At 41.8% G+C, this 26059-nt stretch carries 23 protein-coding genes and 1 other RNA gene; 10 read left to right on the forward strand and 14 right to left on the reverse strand.

The genetic code is table 11. The features are described 5' to 3' along the window. Nucleotides 1-47: 47 nt before the first annotated feature. The 5 genes from ACF8FD_RS11540 (at nucleotide 48) to ACF8FD_RS11560 (ending at nucleotide 4617) form a co-directional block, all read left to right on the forward strand. A complete protein-coding gene (locus tag ACF8FD_RS11540; RefSeq protein WP_234303831.1) occupies nucleotides 48-533 on the forward strand; it encodes an NUDIX hydrolase in 486 nt (161 codons plus the stop codon). A gap of 4 nt (nucleotides 534-537) precedes the next feature. Beyond that, entirely contained in the window at nucleotides 538-1671 is a 1134-nt protein-coding gene (mnmA, locus tag ACF8FD_RS11545; protein WP_005399800.1) for a tRNA 2-thiouridine(34) synthase MnmA, read from the forward strand. A gap of 13 nt (nucleotides 1672-1684) precedes the next feature. After that, entirely contained in the window at nucleotides 1685-2416 is a 732-nt protein-coding gene (hflD, locus tag ACF8FD_RS11550; protein ID WP_004980842.1) for a high frequency lysogenization protein HflD, read from the forward strand. A gap of 57 nt (nucleotides 2417-2473) precedes the next feature. Next, entirely contained in the window at nucleotides 2474-3862 is a 1389-nt protein-coding gene (gene purB, locus ACF8FD_RS11555) for an adenylosuccinate lyase (protein WP_078389641.1), read from the forward strand. Between the two features lie 98 nt (nucleotides 3863-3960). Further along, nucleotides 3961-4617 carry a DUF2238 domain-containing protein gene (locus tag ACF8FD_RS11560; RefSeq protein ID WP_224466838.1) on the forward strand — a complete coding sequence of 219 codons (657 nt, stop codon included), beginning with the start codon at nucleotides 3961-3963 and terminating at the stop codon, nucleotides 4615-4617. A gap of 136 nt (nucleotides 4618-4753) precedes the next feature. Here ACF8FD_RS11560 and ACF8FD_RS11565 read toward each other — a convergent pair whose 3' ends face one another. The 6 genes from ACF8FD_RS11565 to ACF8FD_RS11590 all read right to left on the reverse strand — a co-directional run bounded on the left by ACF8FD_RS11565 (nucleotide 4754) and on the right by ACF8FD_RS11590 (nucleotide 10856). Beyond that, nucleotides 4754-5005: a hypothetical protein gene (locus ACF8FD_RS11565; RefSeq protein ID WP_004694228.1), complete on the reverse strand. Its 252-nt coding sequence runs from the start codon at nucleotides 5003-5005 to the stop codon at nucleotides 4754-4756. A gap of 175 nt (nucleotides 5006-5180) precedes the next feature. Continuing rightward, nucleotides 5181-6425, reverse strand: coding sequence for an FAD-dependent monooxygenase (locus tag ACF8FD_RS11570; RefSeq protein WP_234303832.1), 1245 nt, complete (start codon nucleotides 6423-6425; stop codon nucleotides 5181-5183). Further along, on the reverse strand, nucleotides 6422-7630 hold the full coding sequence (gene ubiH, locus ACF8FD_RS11575; RefSeq protein WP_234303833.1) for a 2-octaprenyl-6-methoxyphenyl hydroxylase: 1209 nt from the start codon (nucleotides 7628-7630) through the stop codon (nucleotides 6422-6424). Before ubiH ends, ACF8FD_RS11570 begins: the two co-directional genes overlap by 4 nt. Before the next feature lie 382 nt (nucleotides 7631-8012). Beyond that, a complete protein-coding gene (locus ACF8FD_RS11580) occupies nucleotides 8013-8453 on the reverse strand; it encodes a hypothetical protein (RefSeq protein WP_234303834.1) in 441 nt (146 codons plus the stop codon). A 367-nt stretch (nucleotides 8454-8820) separates the two neighbouring features. Then, nucleotides 8821-10143, reverse strand: a complete 1323-nt coding sequence (pepP, locus tag ACF8FD_RS11585) for a Xaa-Pro aminopeptidase (RefSeq protein ID WP_234303835.1) — start codon at nucleotides 10141-10143, stop codon at nucleotides 8821-8823. Between the two features lie 80 nt (nucleotides 10144-10223). Continuing rightward, the gene (locus tag ACF8FD_RS11590; protein ID WP_004980864.1) at nucleotides 10224-10856 is read right to left on the reverse strand and encodes a UPF0149 family protein; all 633 of its coding nucleotides are present in this window, start codon (nucleotides 10854-10856) and stop codon (nucleotides 10224-10226) included. 64 nt (nucleotides 10857-10920) lie between these two features. Here ACF8FD_RS11590 and ACF8FD_RS11595 point away from each other — a divergent pair, with 64 nt between their 5' ends. The 3 genes from ACF8FD_RS11595 to ssrS all read left to right on the forward strand — a co-directional run bounded on the left by ACF8FD_RS11595 (nucleotide 10921) and on the right by ssrS (nucleotide 12042). Further along, nucleotides 10921-11472 (forward strand): hypothetical protein, encoded by a 552-nt coding sequence (locus ACF8FD_RS11595; protein ID WP_234303836.1) that lies wholly within the window; start codon nucleotides 10921-10923, stop codon nucleotides 11470-11472. A gap of 2 nt (nucleotides 11473-11474) precedes the next feature. Further along, the gene (locus tag ACF8FD_RS11600; protein WP_004694243.1) at nucleotides 11475-11759 is read left to right on the forward strand and encodes a cell division protein ZapA; all 285 of its coding nucleotides are present in this window, start codon (nucleotides 11475-11477) and stop codon (nucleotides 11757-11759) included. Between the two features lie 99 nt (nucleotides 11760-11858). Beyond that, nucleotides 11859-12042, forward strand: a non-coding RNA gene (ssrS, locus tag ACF8FD_RS11605) — 6S RNA. A gap of 1049 nt (nucleotides 12043-13091) precedes the next feature. On the opposite strand, the gene ACF8FD_RS11610 is transcribed toward ssrS, so the two are convergent. From ACF8FD_RS11610 to ACF8FD_RS11630, 5 genes are all read right to left on the reverse strand, one after another. Then, nucleotides 13092-13850 (reverse strand): energy transducer TonB, encoded by a 759-nt coding sequence (locus tag ACF8FD_RS11610; protein ID WP_234303837.1) that lies wholly within the window; start codon nucleotides 13848-13850, stop codon nucleotides 13092-13094. Beyond that, nucleotides 13850-14296, reverse strand: coding sequence for a protein TolR (gene tolR, locus ACF8FD_RS11615; RefSeq protein WP_086208627.1), 447 nt, complete (start codon nucleotides 14294-14296; stop codon nucleotides 13850-13852). Before tolR ends, ACF8FD_RS11610 begins: the two co-directional genes overlap by 1 nt. 12 nt (nucleotides 14297-14308) lie before the next feature. Then, the gene (gene tolQ, locus ACF8FD_RS11620) at nucleotides 14309-15007 is read right to left on the reverse strand and encodes a protein TolQ (RefSeq protein WP_058869261.1); all 699 of its coding nucleotides are present in this window, start codon (nucleotides 15005-15007) and stop codon (nucleotides 14309-14311) included. A gap of 100 nt (nucleotides 15008-15107) precedes the next feature. Then, entirely contained in the window at nucleotides 15108-17027 is a 1920-nt protein-coding gene (locus tag ACF8FD_RS11625; RefSeq protein ID WP_227509196.1) for a phytase, read from the reverse strand. Between the two features lie 124 nt (nucleotides 17028-17151). Next, nucleotides 17152-19638, reverse strand: a complete 2487-nt coding sequence (locus ACF8FD_RS11630) for a TonB-dependent receptor (RefSeq protein ID WP_234303838.1) — start codon at nucleotides 19636-19638, stop codon at nucleotides 17152-17154. 324 nt (nucleotides 19639-19962) lie between these two features. On the opposite strand from ACF8FD_RS11630, the gene ACF8FD_RS11635 reads away from it, so the two are divergent. Both ACF8FD_RS11635 and ACF8FD_RS11640 read left to right on the forward strand, forming a co-directional pair. Beyond that, entirely contained in the window at nucleotides 19963-20889 is a 927-nt protein-coding gene (locus ACF8FD_RS11635; RefSeq protein ID WP_234303839.1) for a diguanylate cyclase domain-containing protein, read from the forward strand. Next, entirely contained in the window at nucleotides 20886-21887 is a 1002-nt protein-coding gene (locus tag ACF8FD_RS11640) for an AraC family transcriptional regulator ligand-binding domain-containing protein (protein WP_279678775.1), read from the forward strand. The genes ACF8FD_RS11635 and ACF8FD_RS11640 overlap by 4 nt, the downstream gene beginning before the upstream one ends. A 72-nt stretch (nucleotides 21888-21959) precedes the next feature. Here the strand turns inward: ACF8FD_RS11640 and ACF8FD_RS11645 are convergent, their stop codons facing one another. From ACF8FD_RS11645 to ACF8FD_RS11655, 3 genes are read right to left on the reverse strand one after another with little or no spacing between them, the layout of a single operon-like run. Continuing rightward, complete coding sequence (locus tag ACF8FD_RS11645; RefSeq protein WP_227545364.1) at nucleotides 21960-22649, reverse strand: hypothetical protein; 690 nt, start codon at nucleotides 22647-22649, stop codon at nucleotides 21960-21962. A gap of 35 nt (nucleotides 22650-22684) precedes the next feature. After that, entirely contained in the window at nucleotides 22685-24196 is a 1512-nt protein-coding gene (locus ACF8FD_RS11650; protein ID WP_279678776.1) for an alkaline phosphatase, read from the reverse strand. Between the two features lie 14 nt (nucleotides 24197-24210). Then, the gene (locus ACF8FD_RS11655; RefSeq protein ID WP_279678777.1) at nucleotides 24211-25827 is read right to left on the reverse strand and encodes an alkaline phosphatase; all 1617 of its coding nucleotides are present in this window, start codon (nucleotides 25825-25827) and stop codon (nucleotides 24211-24213) included. Nucleotides 25828-26059: the final 232 nt, after the last annotated feature.

A 26059-nucleotide genomic window follows, 5' to 3' on the forward strand; every position in this document is an offset into this window, starting at 1 on the left:
CCGCCTAAATTTTGTAGAATAGCCCTTTTACCCCATGGTGCTTTTATATGACCGCTTGGACAGCTCACGTCACCGTCGCAACTGTTGTTGAAAAAGACGGAAAATTTCTATTTGTAGAAGAGCATACTGCGGGTGTGACACACACTGTATTTAACCAGCCTGCAGGCCATGTTGAATCAGGTGAAACACTCATCGAAGCTGCCATTCGTGAAACTATGGAAGAAACTGGACATGAAGTGTCTATAGATGCGTTATTGGGCATTTATACCTATACACCACCCATGTTTCCAGACCGCACGTATTATCGTTTCTGCTTTTTAGCGCAGTCACTCCATCACCATCCAACCGCCGAACTCGATACAGGTATCGTGGGTGCAGTATGGATGACTCTGGATGAACTACTCGAAACGGCTCGTGCACGTAGTCCATTGGTGATTAAAGCGGTTCAAGACGCACTCGCGGGTCAAAAATATCCTTTATCGCTCGTTTATGAGCACCAAAACTCTCCCTTTATTTCAAGTTTGGATGCCTAGTCCTATGCAACAACGTGTCATCGTCGGTATGTCGGGTGGTGTAGATTCTTCTGTTTCTGCTGCTCTTCTTCTTCAACAAGGTTATCAAGTTGAAGGTCTTTTCATGAAGAACTGGGAAGAAGACGACGGCACGGAATACTGCACGGCTATGGAAGACTTAGCCGATGCTCAAGCGGTCTGTGACAAACTAGGGATTAAACTACACACCGCTAACTTTGCTATGGAATATTGGGATCGTGTATTTGAGCATTTCTTAGCGGAATATGCTGCGGGCCGTACTCCAAACCCAGATATTTTATGTAATAAAGAAATCAAATTCCGTGCGTTCTTAGATCATGCCATGCAATTGGGCGCGGACTTTATTGCGACTGGTCACTATGCACGTCGCGGCGAAACTATGACCAACTCTAAAGGTGAGGAATACGCACCTTTACTGCGTGGTTTAGATAAAAACAAAGACCAGACCTATTTCTTACACGCTGTGCATGGCCGTGAAATTAATAAGACGTTGTTCCCTGTAGGGGAAATTGAAAAGCCTGAAGTGCGTAAAATTGCGGAACAATATGACTTAGTCACAGCGAAGAAAAAAGACTCAACAGGCATCTGTTTTATTGGTGAACGTCGTTTTAATGACTTCTTAAAACAATACTTACCTGCACAAGCTGGAAAAATCGTCTTAGATGATGGCAAAGAGGTTGGTGAACATCACGGCTTAATGTACTATACGCTCGGTCAACGCGGTGGTATTGGTATTGGTGGTTTGAAAGGTGTGGCTGAAGGCGCATGGTTCGTTCTACATAAAGATATTGAAAACAACCGTTTGGTGATTGGTCAAGGTCATGAACATCCACTCATGCAAAGTACTACACTTTGGAGTGAAACAATTGACTGGGTCGCAGGTGAAATGCAGATTCCTGAAACAGGTTTCCGTTGTACCTCACGGACGCGCTATCGCCAAGATGACCAAGATTGTGTGATCTTTAATGATCCGACTACCCCAGGTGGCGTACGTGTTGAGTTCGATGAACCCCAACGTGCTGTGACTCCGGGTCAGAGTGTCGTATTCTACTCAGGTGAAGTTTGTTTAGGCGGTGGCGTGATTCATCATACCAATGCTCCTAAACCTGATTTTATTTAAAGGATTTTAAGACATGGCTGAGTTACCGTTTCAACAGCCTCAAACTTTGAACGAACGCCAAAACCGAGCTTTGGCGTTGGCGGCTGTTTTTCAGTCCGCGCAACTAACGCATATGACCGCCTTAAGCGGTCAGCAAAGTATTGGGGAAAGCGGTAACTTCTATTTAGAGCAATTGATTAAAGCCAGTTTAAATATCCGACCGAAGGGCAACCAAAGTGGACAAACTTTAGACTTCTTTCATCAACTGGCGGACATCTCCTTAGGACTGAAAACCTTAGAAAGTAGCATTACCCAGCCCTTTAATACCTCACCCAAAACTCGAATTCCCAAATTATCCACCGCTAAACTTCCCATGACCTATGCCATGGCACTCTTACAACTCGAAAAGAAAGTGTATAGCAACCCCAAATTCGTTGAAATTATTGAACAGTCCCAACAAAAAATCTTAAGACAGCTTTCTTTTTTCGATAATAACTATTTACACCCAAGCATCATTGCCAACCTCGCACAAACCTATGTCGACACTGCTGGGCAAATTAACCCACGCATTATGGTGCGGGGCAATGCAGAAGCATTTAAAGACTCATCGCATACCAACCGCATTCGAGCTTCCCTCTTTACTGGCTTACAAATGGCGCATTTATGGCGTCAGCTCGGTGGAAGTTCATGGGGCATGGTGTTTAGCAAACGCAAATTGCTTAAAGATATTCAAGATCTCGCTCGTTTACAGTATCAGGTGATTTAACACATGATCGACGGGCTTTTTAGTTTTACGTTTAATTCCAAAGTTTAAGGAATCGCTATGAACGCTTTAACCGCACTTTCTCCATTAGATGGACGCTACGCTAGCAAATGTGATGCGCTTCGTCCTTTCCTCTCTGAGTTTGGTTTAATCCATGCTCGTGTGACTGTTGAAGTGCGTTGGTTACAAGCGCTTGCAAACCGTCCAGAAATCACTGAAGTGCCTGCTTTCAGTGCTGAGACCAATGCTGCACTTGATGCAATTGTTGCTGACTTTTCTGAAAACGATGCCAACCGTATTAAAGACATCGAACGTACCACGAACCATGACGTTAAAGCCGTTGAGTACTTCCTGAAAGAAAAAATTGAAGGCATCGAAGAGCTTAAAAATGCGGGTGAATTCATTCACTTTGCATGTACGTCTGAAGACATCAACAACTTGTCTCATGCATTAATGCTGAAAAGTGGTCGTGATGTATTGGTTGCATCTATGCAGCAAATCATTGACTCAATCGTAGCATTGTCTGAAAAGCATGCTGACCAACCTATGTTGTCTCGTACACATGGTCAGACGGCAAGCCCAACCACTTTGGGTAAAGAAATGGCAAACGTAGCATATCGTCTTGCGCGCCAAATCAAACAATTCAAACAAGTTGAGCTTTTAGGCAAAATTAATGGTGCGGTAGGTAACTATAACGCTCACCTTTCTGCTTACCCAGACATCAACTGGCCTGCACACTCACAAGCATTCGTTGAGTCTTTAGGTCTAAGCTTTAACCCTTACACCACTCAAATTGAGCCGCATGACTACATGGCGGAACTATTTGATGCTTTACGTCGTTTCAATACGATTTTGATCGACTTTAACCGTGACGTTTGGGGTTATATCTCGCTTGGTTTCTTCAAGCAAAAACTCAAAGATGGTGAAGTTGGTTCTTCAACGATGCCACACAAAGTAAACCCTATTGACTTCGAAAACTCAGAAGGCAACTTAGGCTTAGCCAATGCTGTACTTGCGCACCTTGGCGAAAAACTTCCAATTTCTCGCTGGCAGCGTGACCTAACGGACTCAACTGTACTACGTAACATGGGTGTTGGTTTTGCACAAAGCTTGATTGCTTTTGAAGCTTGTTCAAAAGGCATTGGTAAACTTGAACTGAATGCTGCACGTATTGATGAAGACTTGAACAATGCGCAAGAAGTTCTAGCTGAACCAATTCAAACTGTCATGCGTCGTTACAACGTTGAAAAACCATATGAAAAACTAAAAGCATTAACTCGTGGTCAAGCCATGACACGTGACATGATGGTTGACTTCGTCAATGGTAATGAACTTGAAGCTGTGCCTGCTGCTGACCGCGCACGTTTAGCGGAAATGACACCTGCAACCTATACAGGTAACGCAGCTGAACAAGCAAAACAAGTTGCTGACTTAATTTCTAAAATCTAATTGTTAGAAATTGAAAAAAAAGCGAAGCTTCGGCTTCGCTTTTTTATCTATAATGCAAACAAGAATCTCCTATATGCATAATTGAAAAACCAATAAAAATGATGACAATCCTGAAAAGTACAGCAACGAAAGCTCACCTTGACTATCAACTGAAAAAGCCTCATTGGATTGCACTCATTGTACTTGCTGTCGCCATTGCTTTCGCATCGATCCATCCTCTTGAACTCAGCTCTTATATTTTGCATCAGGTCGGAACCGTATTCATGTTGGTGACGCTGATCATTTGTCTTTATAAAATGGGGCTCAGCTTAATCAGCTTTATGCTTTATATTGGTTTTTTGCTGATTCATATACTCGGTGCGCATTATCTATATTCTTATGTGCCCTATAATGAATGGTCTATGCAGTATTTAAATCTAGACCTCAACCAGAGTTTCGGTTGGACGCGGAATATGTATGATCGCTTTGTACATTTAGCGTACGGTTTGCTGCTCTACCCGTTTTTCTACCGTCTGTTTCAAGTGTGGCTGCTTCAACTTTCTAAACTCACCCTATTCTTGCTGGTCATTCAATTTGTGATGGCAAGTAGCCTCATTTACGAATGGATTGAATGGTTTATTGCGATGGGCTTATCGCCTGAAGATGCTGAAAACTACAATGGGCAACAAGGTGATATTTGGGACGCACACCAAGACATGCTTTTAGCCACAGTTGGCACAATCATCACAGGCATAGCCTGTCTATTGAAAAAGTAGTATTTTCTGTCTGCCATTCGTCTAATACAACAAATCACGACTATTACAGGACTCATTTAAGCATAAGTAACTTGTACATCAGCTTTAAAAACACAATAAAGAAAACACCACGTCAGGCGTGGTGTTTTTAACTCTCTTAGTCTTTCGCAGACTCATCTGTTGGCACTTCAGTAATTCGGCCACCGCGAGCAAGGAATGCCGCAACTTCGTCTTCAAGTGCTTGGCGTTGTTTTAATTTTGCAGTCACCGTCAGTGTTTCAGCTTCGGCAACATCACCATCACTGGCAGCATTATCAGAAGAATCTGATGCGCCTTTTTCCGCTGCTTGAGCTTCGTCTTCGTCGACTGCTGAGTCCTCTACATCATCATAATCATTTGAATCAGTCATCTTAATCTCCCCACAAATGACATTTTAGGTTCCCATGAATTACTGGCTTCCAATTATGTTGAAATTTAACAAGCTCTCAGCCTTTCGCATAGTCTTATTCAACGGAAAATCGTATCTTTTTTAATCAAAATCGTAATCTTATTTTACGACTGGCTAAAAAATAACACTTCCCGTCTTAGACGGCATAACGCGTCTCTTTGAGTAACCCTAAACCATTGGCCTGTGCCATAAAAGCATCTTTTAATACAGGCAGTTTTTCAACCTGTTTCAAACCAAAGTTTCGTGCCCACACCACAGGAAAAAGTTGTGTGGTTTCCATCCAACCGATGGCAGACATGCTATGCATCATGGCATCATTTTGTCCTTTACGGCGGTGTTCATAACGCTTCAGTGTTTGCTCATGTGCCCACACGCCACGTGCTAGATCATGTAGCAATACATCACACAGTACAGCTGCATCAAGACAACCAATATTCACACCTTGCCCCGCCAACGGATGAATCACATGAGCCGCATCACCAATTAAAGCCAAGCCTGCTTTGACGTATTGCTGTGCAGCACGTGCTTTGAGTGGGAAAGTGGCACGCGGTGTCGCTTCCAACACTTCGCCTAACATGTGATGACTTTCTCGCGTTAACAGCTGGGTAAATTCAGCATCTGAAAGTGCAGCATATTCTTCTGCATAATCTTCGGGGAGCGTCCATACGATGGACTGCCAATGCCCTGCTTGCTCTGGTTTTAAACTCGCCATTGGTAAAAAGGCCAAAGGCCCCGTTTCTAAAAAAATCTGACGTGCAACGTGTTGATGAGGCTGTGCAGTACGAATGGCACAGCTTAGACCTGCTTGTTTGTAGTCCAGCACATCAATATCGATAAACGCTTGTTCCCGTACAAAAGAGTTTGCACCATCTGCACCAATCACCAATTTGGTTTTCAACACCGTACCATCTGCCAAATGGATATACCACAGCCCAACACCTTCTTCGACACGGGCAACTTTAACCTGAGTTCGGTAATCGTTGAGTACAGCAAGCATCTGCTGTTGAATCGCTAAATTAAGTAAACTTGGCTCAACCATAGAACCGAGTGCTTGTTCGCCTTGTGGTTCCTGCTTGGACGCATGACCAAAGTTAATTTCACCATAGCCATTTTTATTCCACACCTGCATGCCGCTATACGGCATCTGGCGGGCAATTTTATCCCAAACATCAACGGTTTTAAGTAAGTGTATCGTTGCTTGACTGAGTGCCAAAACACGTGGGTTTGCAACACTTAAGTTTTTTTGTTCATCTAAAATAGGTGCAGCATCCAGTACGGTAGCTTGCACACCGCCTTGCGCTAAAAGCAAGGCGGTCAGTCCACCGACCAAACCACCACCAATGATCACCACATCTAAAACATCAGTTTGAACATGACTCATGCTTTTAGCCCCATGGCATAGTTGGCAACGAGCGGTTTAATACCTGGAATCGTATCAAACGCAACCAAACCAGTATTCCGAATAAACTTTAAGATTGGATTGCTATTGCTAAAGCCTCGTACCACCGAATCACAGAACTTAATTACGCGTTGTTGATCAGTCAAACGTGAAGCCTCATAAGCTTGCAGCATTGCGGCATCGCCCAAGTCGGCATTTTGCGCAATTTGCTCCGTTAAATAACGGACCAAGACGTGCGCATCTCGCATACACAGGTTAAAACCTTGCCCCGCAACGGGGTGAATGGTATGCGCAGCATTACCCATTAAGACCACCCGTCCTACCGCCTGCTTTTCTGCTAACACTTGTGACAATGGAAAACTAAAACGCTTACCTGTTTTTTGGAACTTTCCTGCACGGTCGCCATAAGTGTCTTGCAAAGCATCTAAGAAATGTTGGTCATTTTCATCGCCCAACCATTCACCTTCTGTGCCTTTTTTCACAGGCCAAACCACGGAGCGACGGTATTCACCTGGAAGCGGCAACAGTGCCAATGGTCCTAAGCTACTAAAGCGTTCGAAACCCACATGGTTGTGCGGTTTTGAAGTTTGTACTGTAGTGACGATAGCGACCTGATCATAATCATGTTCTGAAGCACCAATTCCTAAGGCTTTACGGCAGAATGAATCACGTCCATCTGCAGCAATGACGAGTTTTGCTTGCAATGACAGTTGTTCTTCTCCACGACTCGCGTCTATGTAAGCCATATCGGCATCTTGGGTCAGTTGGGTGACTTGTACACCATCAATCAACTCAATGAATGGTTGTTTTTGAACTTTCGTCAGTAGTACACGACCGAGCCATGCGTTTTCTATGACCTGCCCGAAGCTTTCGATTTTTTCTTGTTCTGCTTTAAGGCGTGCCTTACCAAAGCTACCTTGCTCGGTGATATTTACTTCTAAAATAGGCGTTGCATGTTCTTGTAAAGCGCTCCATAAACCCAGTTCTTGGTAAATTTGAACTGTACGACGAGACAGTGCGCTGTTTCGTGCATCAAAACTAGAATGGTATGGCGCAAGGTTTACATCATCATAATTTGGGTATTTGATCGCCTCTAAAAGCTTCACCGCAATGTTTTGTTTGGCTAACATCAACGCCAGACTGAGTCCGACCATACCACCACCGACTATGATGACTTCTTGTTGCATGCTTCTATCCTTTTTATGGCGTACCTAAAGTCACAAACTTCAAATACCTATAAGTTTTAATGGTTTTATATTACATCAAAGATTTTCTTTTTTATAATGAAATGGATGTTTTTACGTACTTTCACCGTAAAGTGTCATGTCATGATTTCTGAAAAGGCAATCTTTTCGATTTTCATCAAAACTTCTTCAGGACACTGTTTAAATAGACTTATAAGAAATGTGCAACTTTAAACAAATAATGATCATGAAAAATGAATAATACATAAAAAAGCCCAACCACTTCAGATTGAGCTCTTCAACAAAACATAAGCAATTGAATTTAAAATGTAATTCAAAGGATTACGTATAAGGTGTATTATGTTATTTTTAGAAAAATTTAACATTATTGACATGACTTTATAGCCTCTTCTCTGTCCTTAAAATTTATTAAGTTATTATTTTTCAAACAAAAAAAGTTTATAAATTCATATTGTCTGAAATTTTTTTCACTTTTTAGTTCAATTCTAATTTGTGTCTCTAAAAAATCTGATTTCAAACTATTTTTTGAAAAGCAAAAAACATGTTTACTTTCTTTTTGGCTGATGTTTTTTAGACTTCTTTCATAAATTTGTTTTGATAATTCATCATTAAAGTTTCCGTTGATACTCTTAAAAGACGTATCGAACATGGAAAAATCGATAGCCTCTTTAATTTCTTCAGTTTTCAATGCACAAATATTTATGCCATCTACAATTTCGTATTTGAAATAGTCCACACGTTTTTCTTTACAACCAATTAATGATAATGATGAAAACACTAGGCTTAAAAAAATTATATATTTCATTAGGATAAAGTTCAGTAAATTAAGAAAAGTAATGGAACTACCGGAATTAAAGTAATATTTGAGACTAATTGATATCCTACAGGATTATTAATGATTGGTTGCATAACTTGTCTTATGTATTGTGCGTTATTACTTCTATGAGGCTTTGTTGCACAAAGATTTCATAACTATATGATTTTAAAAGTTTTGATTATTTTTTGATCCAAAATTAAATTTATTTAAATCAGATGCTTACATATTTATGCAACAAAGCCTGAAATAACTAAAATTTTTTATTTATAAAATATTGTAGGCCTCTATTTAACATAAACACCTTATAAAAAATAAAAGCCGATCTCATGATCGGCTTTTATACAGTAAATTATATTTATCGCGCCATTAACGCTTCAATCTCTTCTACCGACTTCACCACTTTCGCAGTCAAATTCAGTGGACCGTTTTGGGTTGCTACGATGTCATCTTCAATACGAATACCAATGCCACGCCATTTCGCATCAACCGTTTCATCATCAAGTGCAATGTACAAGCCCGGTTCAACCGTCACCACCATGCCTTCTTCATAGGCACGCCACACACCTTCTTGCTTATATGAACCAACATCATGCACATCCATACCGAGCCAATGTCCTGTACCATGCATATAAAACTGACGGAAACTTTCCTTTTGGATAATCTCTTCAATATCACCTTGCATAATCCCCAGATCAAGTAGACCTTGGACTAGAATGCGCACAGCAACATTATGTGGTTCTTTATACGAGTTGCCTACACGCACTGCGTCAATTGCAGCAAGTTGTGCATCGAGAATTACATTATAAAGAGCTTTTTGCTCAGGGCTGAACTTTCCGTTGACGGGAAAAGTACGGGTGATGTCTGAAGCATAATATTCATATTCACACGCTGCATCGATCAGTACCAAATCGCCATCTTTTAGCTCTTTGTTGTTCTCTACATAGTGCAAAATGCAAGCGTTTTCACCACCACCGACAATGCTGTTATACGACGGTACGCAGCCATTTTGACCAAATACATAATTCAGCTCAGCTTCTAGAGCATATTCCATCATGCCTGGCTTAACGGTTTGCATGGCACGAGTATGAGCTTGTGCAGAGATATTAGAAGCCGTTTGCATCAATTCAATTTCTTGTGCTGATTTAAACAAACGCATTTCATCTAAAATACAGTCTAGCTGTATCACTTGCGCAGGTGCAGCAGTCCCACGACGTGACTCACCATTGGCCGTCGTGATCCATTTTGCTACGCGCGCATCAAATTCGGGCTGTTGCCCAATACGATAGAATAATTTTTCTTTGCTTAAGAGTTTTTCAATGATTTCTTCATCTAACAAATCTATCGCATACGCTTCGTCAGCTTCATAGTCGTCTACCGCACCATCCACACCTGCGCGGTAACCATTCCAGATTTCCATCTCGCGGTCACGTTCACGGCAGAACAAACTGTAGCTGTACCCGTCTTCATCGTCTTCGGCAAAGGTTTCAATAACCGCTACGGCTTCGGGCTCAGCAAAGCCAGTCAGATAAAAGAAGCTGCTATCGGTACGGTATTTATAGGCTGCATCACGATTACGCATCGCCACTGGACTGGTTGCGATAATGGCAATACTGTTCGGCCCCATTTGTTCAGCCAAACGATCACGGCGTTCCTGAAAATCCACTTGCGTTAGTTTCATGTTTGATCTGTCTTTTTTATACCAGAGAATATAAGTGCCACGCGCACCCTATCATGTACGCGCAGCAAGTCTTATGCCAATCAGCTTGGGCGATGCGGCGTAAACATTTCTACAACATTGTTCGCTTCTGTTACAGAACGATCAATTTGTTGCTTGTTATGAAAGTGTTTAAGCAGAGAACTTTCCTCAACTGCAATCTTTTTGCGGCCTACAGATAAGCTCACAGGAATTAAACGTACGAACTCGTATAACTCTTGATAGCTCTCTTCACCCTCTTCATCATCATCGGTTTCTTCAAACTCAACTGCCGCCACATCTTGTAAATGTTCGATCAGTTCCATTTCATCTGGGCGAATATGACCCGACGCCAAACCAAAGCCCAGCACTACGCCTGCGCACCAATCCGCCAAAGCTTGTACACGGTCTGCCAGCGTATGGGTGTCATCGGGAAGTAACGGTAAATAGTCCAACTCATCGTCAGAAAGTGCATGTGCGACATCTTCTGCTTCATCGGCTAACAAAGCCAAAGCTTCTTCGCTTAACTCAGGAATTTCCAAAGTCGTGAGGATGTGTTGCCACTCTTCACGGCTCGGTGCCTGAGTTACACAAATGATACCTGTGAGTAAACCATGTAACTCACTTGGGCTAGAAATCTCTTCAATTTTAGAAAAATTTGGCTGCCATTCTGACCAACCTGAAATATCGTCTTGCATTCGTTTATCCAATCTCTATACTTCTTATATATTACCTTTGTTTGCAACACTGTGCGACCACGATATGTTAGAAGAATTACAGCGTCTACAGGCGCATATTGGCGTTTTAAAAACGCGACTTGCTCATTTTGAAAGTGAAAATAGCACTTTAAATGCAGCTAAACTGGATGCTGAAGAACAGCACCGTTCTCAAGTTGTGCAAAAAAATGGCTTAATTACCCAGAAGCAAGAACAAATTGACGATTTAACTGAGCAATTAAGCAACGCTCAGACCCAATATCAACACTTGAACACTGATGCGACTGCTTTGGCCGATCGGTATAGTCGTTTGGAAAAAAGTTGTACGGATTTAAAAAATCGCTTTCAGGAAATCTTGGCTGAACGTAATGAATTACGTGCAATTAAAGAAAAAATGAACAATGATCAGCGTCTAGCTCAGCAAGAAATCCAAGCACTTCAGCAAGAACGTGAAAGATTGTTACAAAAAAATGAGCATGCCAAAGCTAAAGTCGAAGCCATCATCCAACGTTTGGCTGTTTTAGGTACAGAGCAAGATCATCACGCGCAAGAAATTCAACAACTTGCCCACCCTACTGAAGCTGGCGAGGAAGTTTAATCATGAGCGAACCAATTACCGTTGAATTACGTGTCTTAGGTCATAGCTTTCGTTTAGTCACAACGGAAAAAGAAAAAGCCGACCTTGAACGTGCAGCTCTGCTTTTAAATGATAAATATGATGAGTTTCGTCGTAAAGCGCCACGGGTAGAACCCAGTAAAATTATCATTATGGTGGCACTAGAGTTAATGCAAGAAGTGTTGTCGATGAATAAAACACTACAAGAGTATGCGCACGCAGAACGATTACTGGCAAATATTATCGATGACGTTGCGGAACTTGTTTAAACTCGACTTAATTGAATAAAGTATCAACACTTACTCCAGTTGTTTACAGTTCGTAGCGGTGTATGAGTTGCCATCAGCGTGAGATTCGTTATACTTAAGGCAACTCTGAGGTGTTCGCCAGCGGGTCTATTCCCCTGCCGATACTTAAACTTATGGATGTGTTCTGTATATTTAGAGTGTATGCCCACTTTCATGTGGGAAACCCAGCAAGTATACGTCGCGTCCACCTTGAACTCATCGGGTTCAGGGTAACGACACATGCAGCGGCATCTTCGGAGTACTTTATTTATTTTAATAACAATAAGCTTATAACTGAACTCCTCCCTCGCTCTGTTCACTTCAATCCGCATAAATCATCAAAAGTAGGCATTACGGTAGGCTCTAAAATTATTGTGCTATATTGCTATGCATTGTTTCAATCAGTTAAAAAGTGCAATGGGGCAAAGACATAAGCTAATAAAACCATTTATTGATAGTCTCCCTCTAGAGATATCAGGGAAAAAGTTTTTTATCGTGACTCTCTAACCATTGGCTTTGGTGTTGTTGTTACCCAATCTAAAATCTACTTTATTGAAACACTCATGCCGAATGGCCAAAATAAAAGGAAAACTATTGGTAACCATGGTGTGTACCACCCTAGAACAAGCACATACAAATGCTAAACATTTATTATTTCGATCAAGATATTGGACCTGTTACTCAAAAAGAGCCATTGAAACCTAATTTCATACAAGCAAAGAAAATAGATGAATTAATCCCGAGTTTAGATGACGCTTATAACCCAAAAAATATTCCTCACTACTCATCAAAGGTCATCAACGATTTTGTAATCCAGTAGGTCAACATCGTATCAGTAATGAATTTTGCAAGAATGGTGTAGTTGATTCAAAAAGTGTTGTTCACTTCATATCACCTCGACATGATCTTAAGAACTTTATTTAAGAAGCAACTAAATGCTTGGAAGCTAAAATGGCACGAGATGACATTAAGTTGAATAAACCGGTTCTATCAATCGTAAAACGTACCTATACTCCGACTTCTGATAGATATCGACACGAAGTTTTTCAGTCAAGTAGAACAACATGATGAAGACCTATATTTAGCCATTAAGAATATTAATCACATAAAAACAAAAGCAGTAACCCTTAAATATATGTAGGTTGTGAACGTTTCCATAAAACGTTTCAAGGAAAAATGTGCTGTAGACTGACACTATTTGAAACGTTTCTTGATAGAAAGAAGATTTAGGCTAAAAAGAATTTAGTTCAAATTTAACTAGACAGACATATGAAAGAATGGACTGCCAGCTCTGGTTTGAGTTAGTACATAAAATTAACTTTCAATACGATATTGGAAGGTATTTTTAACATTTGACACACTGGTCGGTTTGCCATCGACTAATCTCGGCTGATATTTAAAAGTGAGAGCAGCCTGAATCGAAGGTCGTACAAACATCGGATGACAGTCGCCTTGTGCCTTTGGATTTTCTACCCGTCCTTTTTCGTTCACGCTATACACCACCGTACAATCCCCCTCCAGCTTACGATCCAAAGCTTGTTCAGGATAAGCTGGTGCTATTTTTGTAACAGGTTGATAATTTTTAACATCAAATGATTCAGGATGAGTTTGTGCTTTAGGTTCTACTGATTTCTGGGTCTTCGTCTGAGTTGGTATATCCGCTTGAGACTGCGTATCTACTGTTTTCTGAGATTCCGCTACTGCCGTTTGCTTTTCCGTCACGACTTGCTGTGTCGGTTTAGACGCTGTAGGTACAATTTTGTTGCTCTGTGACTCTACAAACTTCTTGGTGGTTTTCGGTTGGACTTCAGTAGGTTTCTCAACCTGTTTCTTGACAGGCGCATGTAAGGGTTTTTCTTCGACTATCGGCTCAGGCTTTTTAGGTTCTGGTTGTTGTTTGGCTGGAGGTGGTATTTTCACAAATTGTAATTGAATGGTTTTCGGCTTGGGTTCCGCCAATGTTTCATGCATCTCAACCGTACATAACCATGCAATTAGCGCAATATGCAATCCAGCCGTGACCGAAAATGCTAGACCTTGATCACGAAACCTAATTTTGGAAACGGTTGCCATTATGATTGTGGCTCCTCTGTCACTAGCCCCAAGTTCGTTACCCCACTTTTTTGTAAGGATGCTATAGCCTGTGCAACCAGTTGATAATCAGCATCCTGATCGGCACGTACATAAAACTGTAGGCTTTTATCTTTTTGAATAATCGGAACCAGTTTTTGTTGCATAGTGGCTAAATCAATGGCCTGATCCGTAACTTTCTCGGTATTCACTTCTGATCCAATATTCCAGTAATACTGGCCATTGGCTTGAATAGATAAGGTTACAATACGCTGCTGTTGTGACGCGGGCATGACATTGGCATCCACTTTAGGCAAATCAATTTGAATGCCTTGCGTCAACATTGGTGCAGTCACCATAAAAATTACCAACAACACCAACATGACATCAATATAAGGAACCACATTCATTTCAGCATTGGGTTTTAATTTTTGAGGACGCTTAATCATGGCTGTTGCTCCTTAACGCGAAGTGCGCTCAGTGTGCCCCAACAAACGATAAATACGCGTTTGCAACTCATTGGCAAAACCGTAATAACGACTGGAAAGCTTGTCAGCACGTGCCGAAAAGCGGTTATACGCCACGACCGCAGGAATAGCGGCAAATAAACCAATAGCTGTTGCAATCAGCGCTTCTGCAATCCCTGGTGCAACTGTATTGAGGGTTGCCTGTTCAACGGCAGACAGTCCAATAAACGCATTCATAATGCCCCAGACCGTTCCAAATAAGCCTATATAAGGACTAACTGAACCGACTGTTGCAAGAAAGGTGAGATTTTGCTGAAGCTTTTCTTCTTCTTCACTAATGCTGCTGAGTAAACGACGTTCTACCCCATCAATTACATCACTTGTAGTAAGTTGCTCATCTTTGATCAATTGATGGTATTCATCAACCCCATGTTGAAAAATGCTGACAACGCCTTTTTGTTGTTCAGGCTGTTGGTAGTCTTGCTGTAAAAGATTGAGATCTTTTTGCTGTCTAAAATTCTTTAAAAAGCGGTTCCAAAGCTGCTCTTGTCCACGAAGTAACATACCGTGACGCACGATTAAATACCAACTTACGACTGAGGATAAAACTAAAATTAACATCACAGCTTTGACCAACACACTGGCATGGCTGATTAACATCCAAATCGACATTTGGTCCATAGTTGCTTGCATAACACACTCCAATTTCTTTGATTGCTGCCAAAATGCAGTACATGTATATTTTTAAAATGGGCTGTGACTCTTTGCCCCAGCCTATGTACTAAAGCGCTATTTAGTCCAAATGCAGCGCTTGGGCGATTTTTTCCCACGGCACGTATTTAAAGTTCTGATTGGTTTCAGGCATACGTTTACGTCCATCTTGCACCACCAACATGCCTTGCTTCCATTTGCCATCAAAATTTAGGGAGCTCACATCCAGTCCATCTGTTTCAGACACAGCGTCAATGCCTTTGTCGATATTGATGCCTACACGAAATGCGCCACGAACCTTATAAGGTGCTGCGGCATCAAGCACCACAAAGCTGTCATTGCCTTGGCTTGAAACCACCAAATAACTTTGGTTTTTGCCGTGATAAAGTCCCATTCCCTCAATGTCATCATGCATCACCTCTCCTACGCCAATCACCTGCTGCATAGGAAGCTGAGATTTTGGGTTGAGATCTTTTACCCACACCGCGACATCTTCTTCACCCAAGAAAATACGCCCTGTGGCATCGTCTACGACACAGCCTTCAGGTAGGGTTTGAACTGAAAAACGTTGTACTTCTTCAGTCCGTAATTTTTGCTGTGCAGCCGTAATATGGTATTGAACGAAAGTCCCGTTTTTATCGTTAGGAATGGCATAGATTTCCCCTTGAGCATCGCGGTACATACAAATGCCATAAATATCATCCAATGTAGTTGCTAACTCGCCGAGCACAGAAACCTTGCCCGTTTTGGGTTGAATCGCAAAGAGATGCAGGCTGTTATGATCTCGGTTCGATGCCACCGCCAAATCGACTGTCTGATTGCCCCATTTAAAACCGTGGCGTACATCGACATTATTCAATCGCCCTACTGGCAAGTACTGCACAGTTTTGCCCTGTAAGTCGTTAACCTGTAGACCACCTTGTTTATCTGTCGCTAAAATACGGGATTGACTCGGCTGTGTGGCATTGTGCCAAATGGCAGGATCATCAGCCGCATCACCTGTACTTGGCACACCCTCCGTCTGCACTTCTGCAGGGATAGTGATGATACTTTGAGCTTTGGTCTGGGTCTGAGTTTCCCATTCAACATCGGCTGATTTCACCGTTTTATCATCTAAAATCAGTAGAGATTTATCGGTTAAATTTCCGCGAATACTCAGACTTTCCGCCTCCTTTAAACCACTCAGCTGTAATGGTTCTAGGATGTTCCAATGCTTGTCTTGTTTTTGATAGCGATAAAGCAGTGGTTTTTCTTCATCAAGCACCGCAATGTGATCATCCACAATGCTAATTGCGGATGGTGTCCCTTGAATCGAGCCAAACGGTTTTACCAAATCGACTGCTTGGCGCACCATACCTGCTTCGGAATGAGCTGGATATGCCCAAACACCGACATTTTCTTCATTGATTAAGAGTTCTGCACTAGTATCATTCACCTTGCAAACAGTACTTGCTGGTGGAAAACTTAAACGACGTACCAACTGCGGCAGGGCCAATGCTTTTTCACGATTCGCCACAAGCCACTGCTCACCTATCCCTTCTTCACCGACTAAAAAGGCAAAACTCAAGCCTTGAGCATCGGTATATAGACAAACATCTTCTGACTTAAATGAACGCTTTGGAATAAAGCTGGGTTTGTCCCATACTTTATTTTTTAAGTTCATGCTCATCAGTTGAATTTGCTGTTGTTGCAAATTCGATGCAGCAATCAATAAACGCTCCGAACCAATCCGGTAATCAAAACGTCCAAACTGCCCTTGAATGTGATGCAATACATTTTGTTCATCATCTAAAAACTGAAGACCTTTATTCTTACTGCTCAATAGAGCAGTCACTTCTGGCCATGTACTTAAGTTCAACCATTGCACATCTTCAGTTTTAGCTTCATTTGTATCAACTTCGCGTAATTGGAGCTTTTCTGCTGTTGGCTGATCCACCGTTAATGGTTGTGAGCTTACAGGAGATGGAGAAACACCATGCTGACTACACGCTGTCAGTAACACTATGCAACTTGTTAAAACAGACAATTTAAAGCTTGAAAAATTCATAAAATTACTCAAATTTGGGCAAACATATCTCGAGGTTTTCTTCTCAACAAAGAAAACCTGAGCGTTTATTTAGTGAAATTTAAAAATGGGTGTAGGTCAGTGCAAGTTTGTATGCTGGGCCATATTCTTCATATTGAGCGTTATAAGCCTTAGAGCCTGCATAGTTGTAATAAGTTTCATCGGTGATGTTTTGCACATCAAACGTCAATTGTAAGTTTTTAGATAAATTCACATGACTACTGAAATCAAGGAAGATTTGGTCATCGGTATAAATGTCTTTTTCTGGCGTGTCGATATCACCTAATGCATACAAATAGTTCGATTTATAATTTGCTGAAAGTCGTACACCAAAGCGTTCATTTTCCCAACCAATCATGGCATTACCGACCACATCCGACTGGTTTGGTAAATGAATACGACGGCTCAGAAGTTCGCCATCTTTCATCGAATCAATATCCGCCTCTGACTTACTAAAGGTGGTATTTAAACCCAACAAGAACCCGTTCCATGGTGCTCCTAGATGGTCAAACTTTTGTGAGTAGGCAAACTCCATCCCGTACAGTTTTGCTTCATTACCATTTTTATAGGTAATCGCCTCATCAAAGTCAGCCCATTGCCCTGTTCCTGCAATATTGGTGTTATAAATAAAGTTATCGATATCTTTATAAAATGCGTAGAAACCCACCATACTGGCTTTGCCAAAATACTTTTCTACACCCAAATCAAAGTTAGAAGACTCTAAAGGCTTTAACATTGGGTTACCAAACTCAGCTTCATCGCCATCGATATAAACACTTGGTGCACTTTGCGCAAAGTTTGGACGTACCACACTATTGGTCCAAGCGGCACGGAGGTAAGCGTTATCGGCCAATTGATAACGTAAATGTAGGCTTGGCAACCAATGATCATAGTCATTTTTATATTTAGTCGCAGTGATCACATCATCGTTGAACTCAAAACCACGTGCTTCAAAGTTGGTATTTTCATAACGTAAACCTGCAATCACACGCAGTTGATCCAAATCAACGGTATTCATGACATAAGCCGCTTGTATGTCTTCATTCGACTTAAAGTCATTAATGATTGAACCGTCAGCAACCACATAATCATTTGGATTTAATCCACTGATTTTATCTTTAATAGCGTTTTTATTAATGGTTGGACCAAACTGACCCAGTTCATAATGGCTGTTTGAATTGAAATCTGAACTTGACGTACTGAGATCTTCATATTTCCATTCATCGGTATTGTTGGTTTTTTCACGTTGACTGATTTTTCCGCCGAACTTCAATGCAGCAGCATAATTCCCCAGCATATAGTCTTTCAAAAAGTCTAATTTACCGTTGTATTCTTTATCGGTGGTTTTAGATTTTTCCCACGACACCGAATCTAACTCATAGTTGGCCGCATCATAAAAATCTTGGTCTGCCGTAATTACAGGTTTTTGCGTACTATTAAATCCAACATTACTAAAATCACCTTGGTATTTTGCCCCCGAAATTCCCCCTGGATTTTCCTCCGATGCTTCGCTATAACCGAGCTGACCTTCCACCGTCCACGTGCCAAAACCTTGCTTGCCCCCTAAAACAAAGGACTGAATTTCTTGTGTTTCAACACGGCTTTTTAATGAGCGAGTGACTTCGGCATCTCCACTTTGCCCTGCAGTTTGCGGATCGGTAAATTCAATTGAAACTTCTTGACGCGATTCAGTATCTTTAAAGCGACTATATAAAGTTCTTAAATAGTATTCGCCTGTGTCATTCGGACGGTAATCAAAGTTTAAACCCGCACCAATGCGCTCACGTTCGATGTCATATTGACGCATTGCGGTTTCTTCAAGTGCGTCACCATCCCAAGCCCCACCCGTTTCAACATTGTCCGAGCCAAATTTTCGGTTTTGATAACTCAGTGCCAGTGCCACCCCAAGGTTGTCTTGCCCCTCACCAACACTGAAACGATTACTGATAGCACCAGATGCTTTAGGGCTATATTTTTCCCGTTTTTCATCATAACCACCTTCAATCGTTCCCGTATAAAACAAACCGTCATGGTCAAAAGCCGATAAACTTTCAACCTGCACCGTACCACCTAATGAGTTGGCATCCATGTCTGGTGTCAGCGTTTTCACCACAGCCAATGACTGTACTAGCTCTGAAGGTAAGACATCCAATGCTACGCCACGGCGATCGCTTTCAGGCGCGGGAACCAAAGTACCATTGATGGTTACTGCATTTAAGTCAGCGCCTAAACCACGAACGGAAACAAAACGTCCTTCGCCTTGGTCACGCTCTGTAGATACACCTGGTATCCGTTGCAACGCTTCTGCGGCATTGTCATCGGGTAATTGTCCAATGCCATCGGCATGTACCACACTGCTGATTTGGTCGGCACGTTTTTGTTCTTTGAGTGCTTTATCCATACTTGCAGCTTGACCAATGACCTGTACATATTCCACCGTGTTATCTTCGGCATGTAGATGCGTCATGCTCAGCATTGACAGGACCAGTGTGCTGAGCTGAAAACCCGCACGCTTATGTTTCATGAAACGGCTCTGATTATTTTGCATTATGTTCTTCCCCTCAAGCCAAAGTGGCATGGTTTGAACGCACAATAGAAATTGAATGTGAACATGATGTGACAGTGCCTTTTACGATCTGTCCTTTTTATTTGTTTTTGTCCTTTTTCAGCAAAAAATGAGCTAATTTGATCTGTATAGAGAAAATACTGAGCATACAGAATGATGCATATTCACCTCAAAGATAGGGTTTTTCAGCATTTTTACTCTCAAAAATCAAAAATACCCTGATCTATTTTGACCCTAGCCATTGCCATCAAACTGTCATCTAAATCTGTTTAGCTTGGGCGAAAATAAATCATTTCAAAAAATGCTATGCCTAAATACTTTGCTTACTACCGCTGGCCTTTATTATGTGTAGCGACTGCCTGTAGCTTATCCCTTTGGTTGTTTATCTTACTTGGGCAGAGCAAGTCATTTGCTGAATGGAACTGGGTCGATATTTTAGGTGAAGGGGGAGCAACTGTTTTTATTGGTATTTGGATTTTCTTTATTATTAAAAGCCGTCCTTTGGGCCGTGTAACCAACTATATCTTTTATGGACTGTGTTTTATTTTTTTCCACATGTGGATGGACAGCTTAGATGAGTTTATTCGCCTGCCTAAAGAAATCATGTGGGATGCATGGCTTGAGTCCATTCCTTTTCCAATTGGACTGTATCTATTTACCATCGGGATTTATTTTTGGCATCAAGAAGAACAGGCAATTTCTAAACACATGCAAAAACGAGAACGTATTTATCGGGATCATCGCTTATTCGATGCACTCACCCCTTTGGCCGATGCTCATTATTTTAAAACACAGCTCAAAGCCGCAATCGAGCAAAACTTGCATGAACCCAGCGACATGTCCGTCATATTGTTAGATATGCATAATTTTAATCAGATTAATCAAACACATGGCTTTGATGAAGGCACATCTATTTTACAGCATGTTTCACAATTGATTAGCTTAAACTTACGACCACAAGACCTGCTCTGCCGCTTCGCAGGAGATCGTTTTATTATGTTGTTACCAGAGGCTAAGCTACAACAGGCTGAAAAAATGGCTGCTCAACTTGAACGCATGCTTATGGTCAGTGCTTATTATCAACGTGATCTGTCCGTGCACATTCCTCTAAAAGCACTCACGACCTGCTGCGCTGTCGGACAATACCAAACTGCCCAACAACTCTTGAGTGCCTTAAATCAGCAATTGCTCAAAGTGAAGCAGTACTACTCACCGAAGCGAGTCATGATATGAGCTTTGAATGCGACTACAGCTACATTCCTGCGCATCATCAATTGTCTATTTTAATTGATTTGGCAGCGAGTCATGAAGTCGAACATCACGTCCTGCTCAGTGGCAGCAGTATTTTCTTAGAAGATATCTTTTCGGGGCAAAAACTAATTAGTCAACAACAGTTACAACAGGTTTTAAAAAATGCTGAACAGTGTTTTCGCAATCAGGACATCAGTTTTTTATTTGGTCAACGCAGCCTAACCACCCCCTTTAATGACGCCATTAAATCCATGCTTTATGCATCGACCTTCGATGAGGCACTTAGCCGTTATTTAACATTTTCCGCGTCCGTTTCACCTTGGTTATGCCCTCGACTCATGTACAGTCAAAGCCATATTCATATTTATTGGTTAGATGAAAACAAGCTTGAAAATCGCTTTTTAATCGAAAGTGCAATGAGTGCAATACAAGCGTTTAGCCGTCAACTGTACCAAGCCAAATTAGCGTGGAAATTCGAGTTTAATTTTTCTGAACCGGATTATATTGAACAATATTGGACACATTTAGGCAGTGCTTTAGAGTTTAATCGCCCGATCAACATGATGAGCCTACCTCGCGATTTGATTTATGAAAAACTTCCCAATGCCTCTTCGACCTTAGCTGCAATCAGTTATCAATATGCGCTGAAAGAAATGACAGCTCAAAATATTCAACAGAGTTTTTTGCTCAGTTTGCACCAATATTTAATGCAGAATATTCAAAATAATATTCAACTCGAACAAACCGCTGACTATTTTCAAATGAGTTCTGCCACCTTAAAACGTAAACTAAAAAAGCATCAGACCCATTTTCAGGCGCAACTCGATCAAAGTCGTTTGCATACTGCCATCATTTTATATCGTGTACATGGTTTTAAAACTGAACAGATTTCTCAGTATTTACAAATTAACGATGCCACTAATTTTCGACGTGCGTTTAAGCGGTGGAGTGGTTTAACCGTACAAGCGGCACAGTCCTAAGCGCTTATTTTTCCCAAAAAATCACGGGTATTTCTATTGTAACGTCGAAATTAAAAGTCAAAAACTCATCGGCTAATCACTAAAGTCCGCATAGTCACGTTCGCTGTATTTTTCTGTTTGTGTCCAAGGTGTAGCAACATGTTGGCCAATTTTGCGCACGGTAAAGGTTTTGGCATAGCCTGAGGTGGGTTTGAGCAATTCATATTTTTGAACCAGTTGATCCTGTTCACTCCATATAATATTCAACGTTTGCCCAGCACTGCGTATTTGATAATGCGCTAACTTCGGATCACGTTGAATCAATTGTGCTCGCTTTAAAATGTCAGGATGAATCAAACTATATTCACAGCGCCAACAGTTTTTCATCCCTAGCATTTCTTGATCGACATCCTGCAATTGCACCCGCATTTTTTCATCTGGCAAAATATAAAAACGCTGAAACGGACTTTCTACGTTTGCTTGCCCGACTACATCTTTGCGCTGCATCCACTGAATTGCACTGTCAAAACTCACATGCTCATGGGTGTCTGTTTTGGCAGACATATGAGCGTTGCTATGTGTCTGGGCTTCGTCAGCATGCGTTTGTGTGTTTAAACGTTCAATCCAAATATTTTGCTCATCTCGAATTATTTTCTCACTGTATTTTTGAATTGTCGTGACCCCATTGGCATCCAACCGTTCAATCTGATAATCAATACGATATTCATCGGCCGACCATACCCATGGACTGAGCAAACTGAAAGACAATGCTAAGAATTTCATTTTGAATTTGAACGGCCGTATAAATCTTGTATCCATTAGAATCCAAACGCCTTTTTCAATTGCTCAAATACCCATGTATTTTCTTGTGTGCCTTTGAATAGATTTGAATTCTTTCCTTCAGCAAACAGCATCACATCTCCGCCGCCATGTGTTTCGCTTTTCGTCAGTTGTACCCCGACTTCTTGTTTATAGTCGTCAGCAAAGGCTTGCTCGTTGCTAATACTGTCACGAATATCTAAACGTTTACCCGTACCATTTCCAAAAACAAGCGTCGTTCCTGTTGCCCCATTTACATCGCGGTATGGATTATGTACTTGGCCATCAGCCAGCACTTTGCTGTAAGCATTTTGCTCTTTTGCAATATTATAGTCATAGCTCAGCCCCAAAATACCTGGATTAGTTTCCGTCGTTTGACCCGTTCGTGCGGCATAACCATTAAAGGTCATCACATGGTCATGGTCTGCCGTCACTACAATCAAGGTATTGCTCAAATCCACTTTATCCAGTGCAGTTTGAATTGCATCATTAAATGCCTTGGTTTCCTGCAATGCCCGTTTGGCATTATTGGCATGTAGCGCATGGTCAATACGCCCACCCTCAACCATCAAGAAATAGCCTTGTCCATGACTCTGTGCTTGCAGTGCATAAATCGCTTTACTAGTCATCGCCGCCAGACTCGGTTCATTCTCTATATTCTTCTTGAGTCGGTCCAAATCAAAATTTAAATGCGACTGTGTGGAGAATACACCGAAAATTTTCTGAGTATTGACCGTCTGTGCCAAATCCCTTTGGCTTAAAACGGTTTGATAACCCTGCTGTTTAAACTCTGCCAATAAATCACGACCATCCAAGCGCCCTTTGGGGTTAGAGACTGCATCATAAGGCGTCCAATGATTTAAGCCGCCTCCCATAAGGACATTAATGCCATCCAATAAGTTTGGATTATAAGCTTTACCTTTTGGAACAGCTTGAAGCGCGATATCGTATTGCGCATCACGGTGACAGATATGTGCATAGGTTGCCGCAGGTGTGGCATGGGTGAGTTCGGTCGTCGTCACTACGCCAACCGCTTTACCCTGCTTTTTTGCCAGTTCTAAAATACTTAACGCAGGCATCCCTGCGACCATACTACTGCCCTGTTCTGGACAACGGTTGATGGCTTTCGCTAAGCTTTTGCCATTCGGCAATTTTCCTTCTTCAGGTTCGACCGCAACCGTTCCTGTTGTCATGGCAATCACTTCATTTTTATTTTTCTGCCCAGTCATATAGGCGCCCATAGAGGGAGCGCTATCTGTGGTTTGACCATCCTCAGAATAGGTTTTAATCCTTGCTGCGTGCTTCATGCTGTCCATGGCCAGTTTGCCATTTTCCCCCACAGCATAAATACGACTTGCCGTCACTGTGGTTGGTCCCATGCCATCGCCTAAAAAGAATATAACGCTTTTCGTCGGTGTAACTGTGGTGTCCGCAGCATACAAAGCACTTGAAGAAATCGACGCTGTAAGCAGAAGCATCATGTATGGGATGGTTTTTAAAGTATGTTTCATGTGATATCCCTCTGCTATAAGCCTGTGATCTTACGAATGAGGTGATTGACCTCAATATTTTCAAGGCTACCTGAGAACTGATCGGCTCCCTGACCAATCGCACCTAAAAACACATCTGCACCGCCATGCGTTTCTTTATCTTTATAGCCCGTTTGAATCACAGCTTCTTGTTGGAAATCATCCGCAGCAGTGCCCGTACACCAACCCGTTTCAGCCAAAGGATAGGTGAAACTATATTTTTCACCTTGTGGTGCCTTTGGCCCTTGTACAGGATGACAGACATCAGTGTCTTTTAAGTTCAGTACCAAGTCATCCATACGGTTTTGAGTGGGGCGTTTTTTGCCCGTACCAAAACCGATAATCGGATAAGGTTGACCATGAATATCTTGAGCAAAGCCCGCTTGATCATAGTTTTTTACCAATCCAAGCACACTGGTTTCCTTACCTTCGACGTATTTTCCTGTACGCTTGGCATAACCATTTAAAACCAAGGTGTGATCATGGTCGGCTGTGATTACAATCAGTGTATTTTTAAGTTCAGGATCACTTTGTTTAAGCTTTTGAATGGTTGCTTCTAAAGCATCATTTAAGGCAATCGTGTCTTGTAAAGCACGTTTGGCATTGGTGTCATGCAGCGCATGATCTATACGCCCGCCCTCCACCATCAGGAAAAAACCTTTTTTATTTTGCGTCAGGATGTCTAAAGCAGACAGCGTCATTTGCTTGAGACTCGGCTCTGCCAAGTTTTTCTTGGTGCGATCCAAGTCATAATTTAAATGACTGTGATTAAATAAACCCAGTAATTTTTCATTTTTCACCAGTTGCACTTGAGAGAGTTGGTTTTCATCAAAAACCACGCGGTAGCCTGCCTTTTGCATCTCGGTAATTAGATTGCGCCCATCAGTACGTTCTCCACCTGCATCTTTAGGCAAAAATTGACGCTTACCTCCACCTAAAACCACATCGACTCCATCTTTGAGTTTGAGGTTATAGCGTTGATAATCATCGCCTTTTGAGCTCGGGACCAACTGTGATGCAATGTCATTTTCAGCATCACGGTGGCATATATGCGCATAAGTCGATGCTGGTGTGGCATGCGTGATCCGCGTTGTGGTCACAACCCCTGTCCCCCAGCCCTTTGCTTTGGCTAACTCAAGTAAAGTCTGTGTGTTTTGCTTATTTTTGTTTTGTGGGTTACTAGCGCACTGGTTATTCCCTACTGAGTCAGGTTCAACCGCAATTGTCCCTGTCTGCATCGAGATCACCTCGTTTTTCATCTTCACACCGGTCATGTACGCACCCATCGAAGGTGCGCTGTCCGTGACTTGCGCATCTTCAGAAAAGGTACGAACAAAAGCAGACTCAGGCAGCCGATCAATCGCCAACTGACCATCTTCACCAACAACATAAATACGTGAAGCGGTAAGCGTGGTGATGCCCATACCATCACCCAAAAAAAAGATCACACGTTTCGGTTGTTGGACTTTTTCTTGTTGGAGCTGTTGCTCTGTATTGGCTTGTTGATTTCGCGTTATCGTAGTAGTTTGACAAGCGGTAAGCAATAAAGCGCTGAAACTTATACATACCACGCTGATTGTTTTTAATTGGAATTTTTCAAGAGAACCGAGCATGGCATCAACCCATCTAAAGATGGCTGAACCATACACTTCGGATATTTAAATCCGATGACATTTAAGCATCAATATAAATTTACTCACTTTCGAAACGCTTTTTCATTTTTTACAATGGCTTTGTTGCACAAACCTATCTGTAAAGGGTTTTTCAGCGATATAATTTTCAAATGAAGAAGCCTACACACAAAATCTACCGCACAACCAATTGGCCCGCATATAACCGAGCACT

It is taken from the genome of Acinetobacter sp. TYF_19 (genome assembly GCF_043105125.1).
In the GTDB taxonomy this organism is placed as follows: Bacteria; Pseudomonadota; Gammaproteobacteria; order Pseudomonadales; family Moraxellaceae; genus Acinetobacter; species Acinetobacter johnsonii.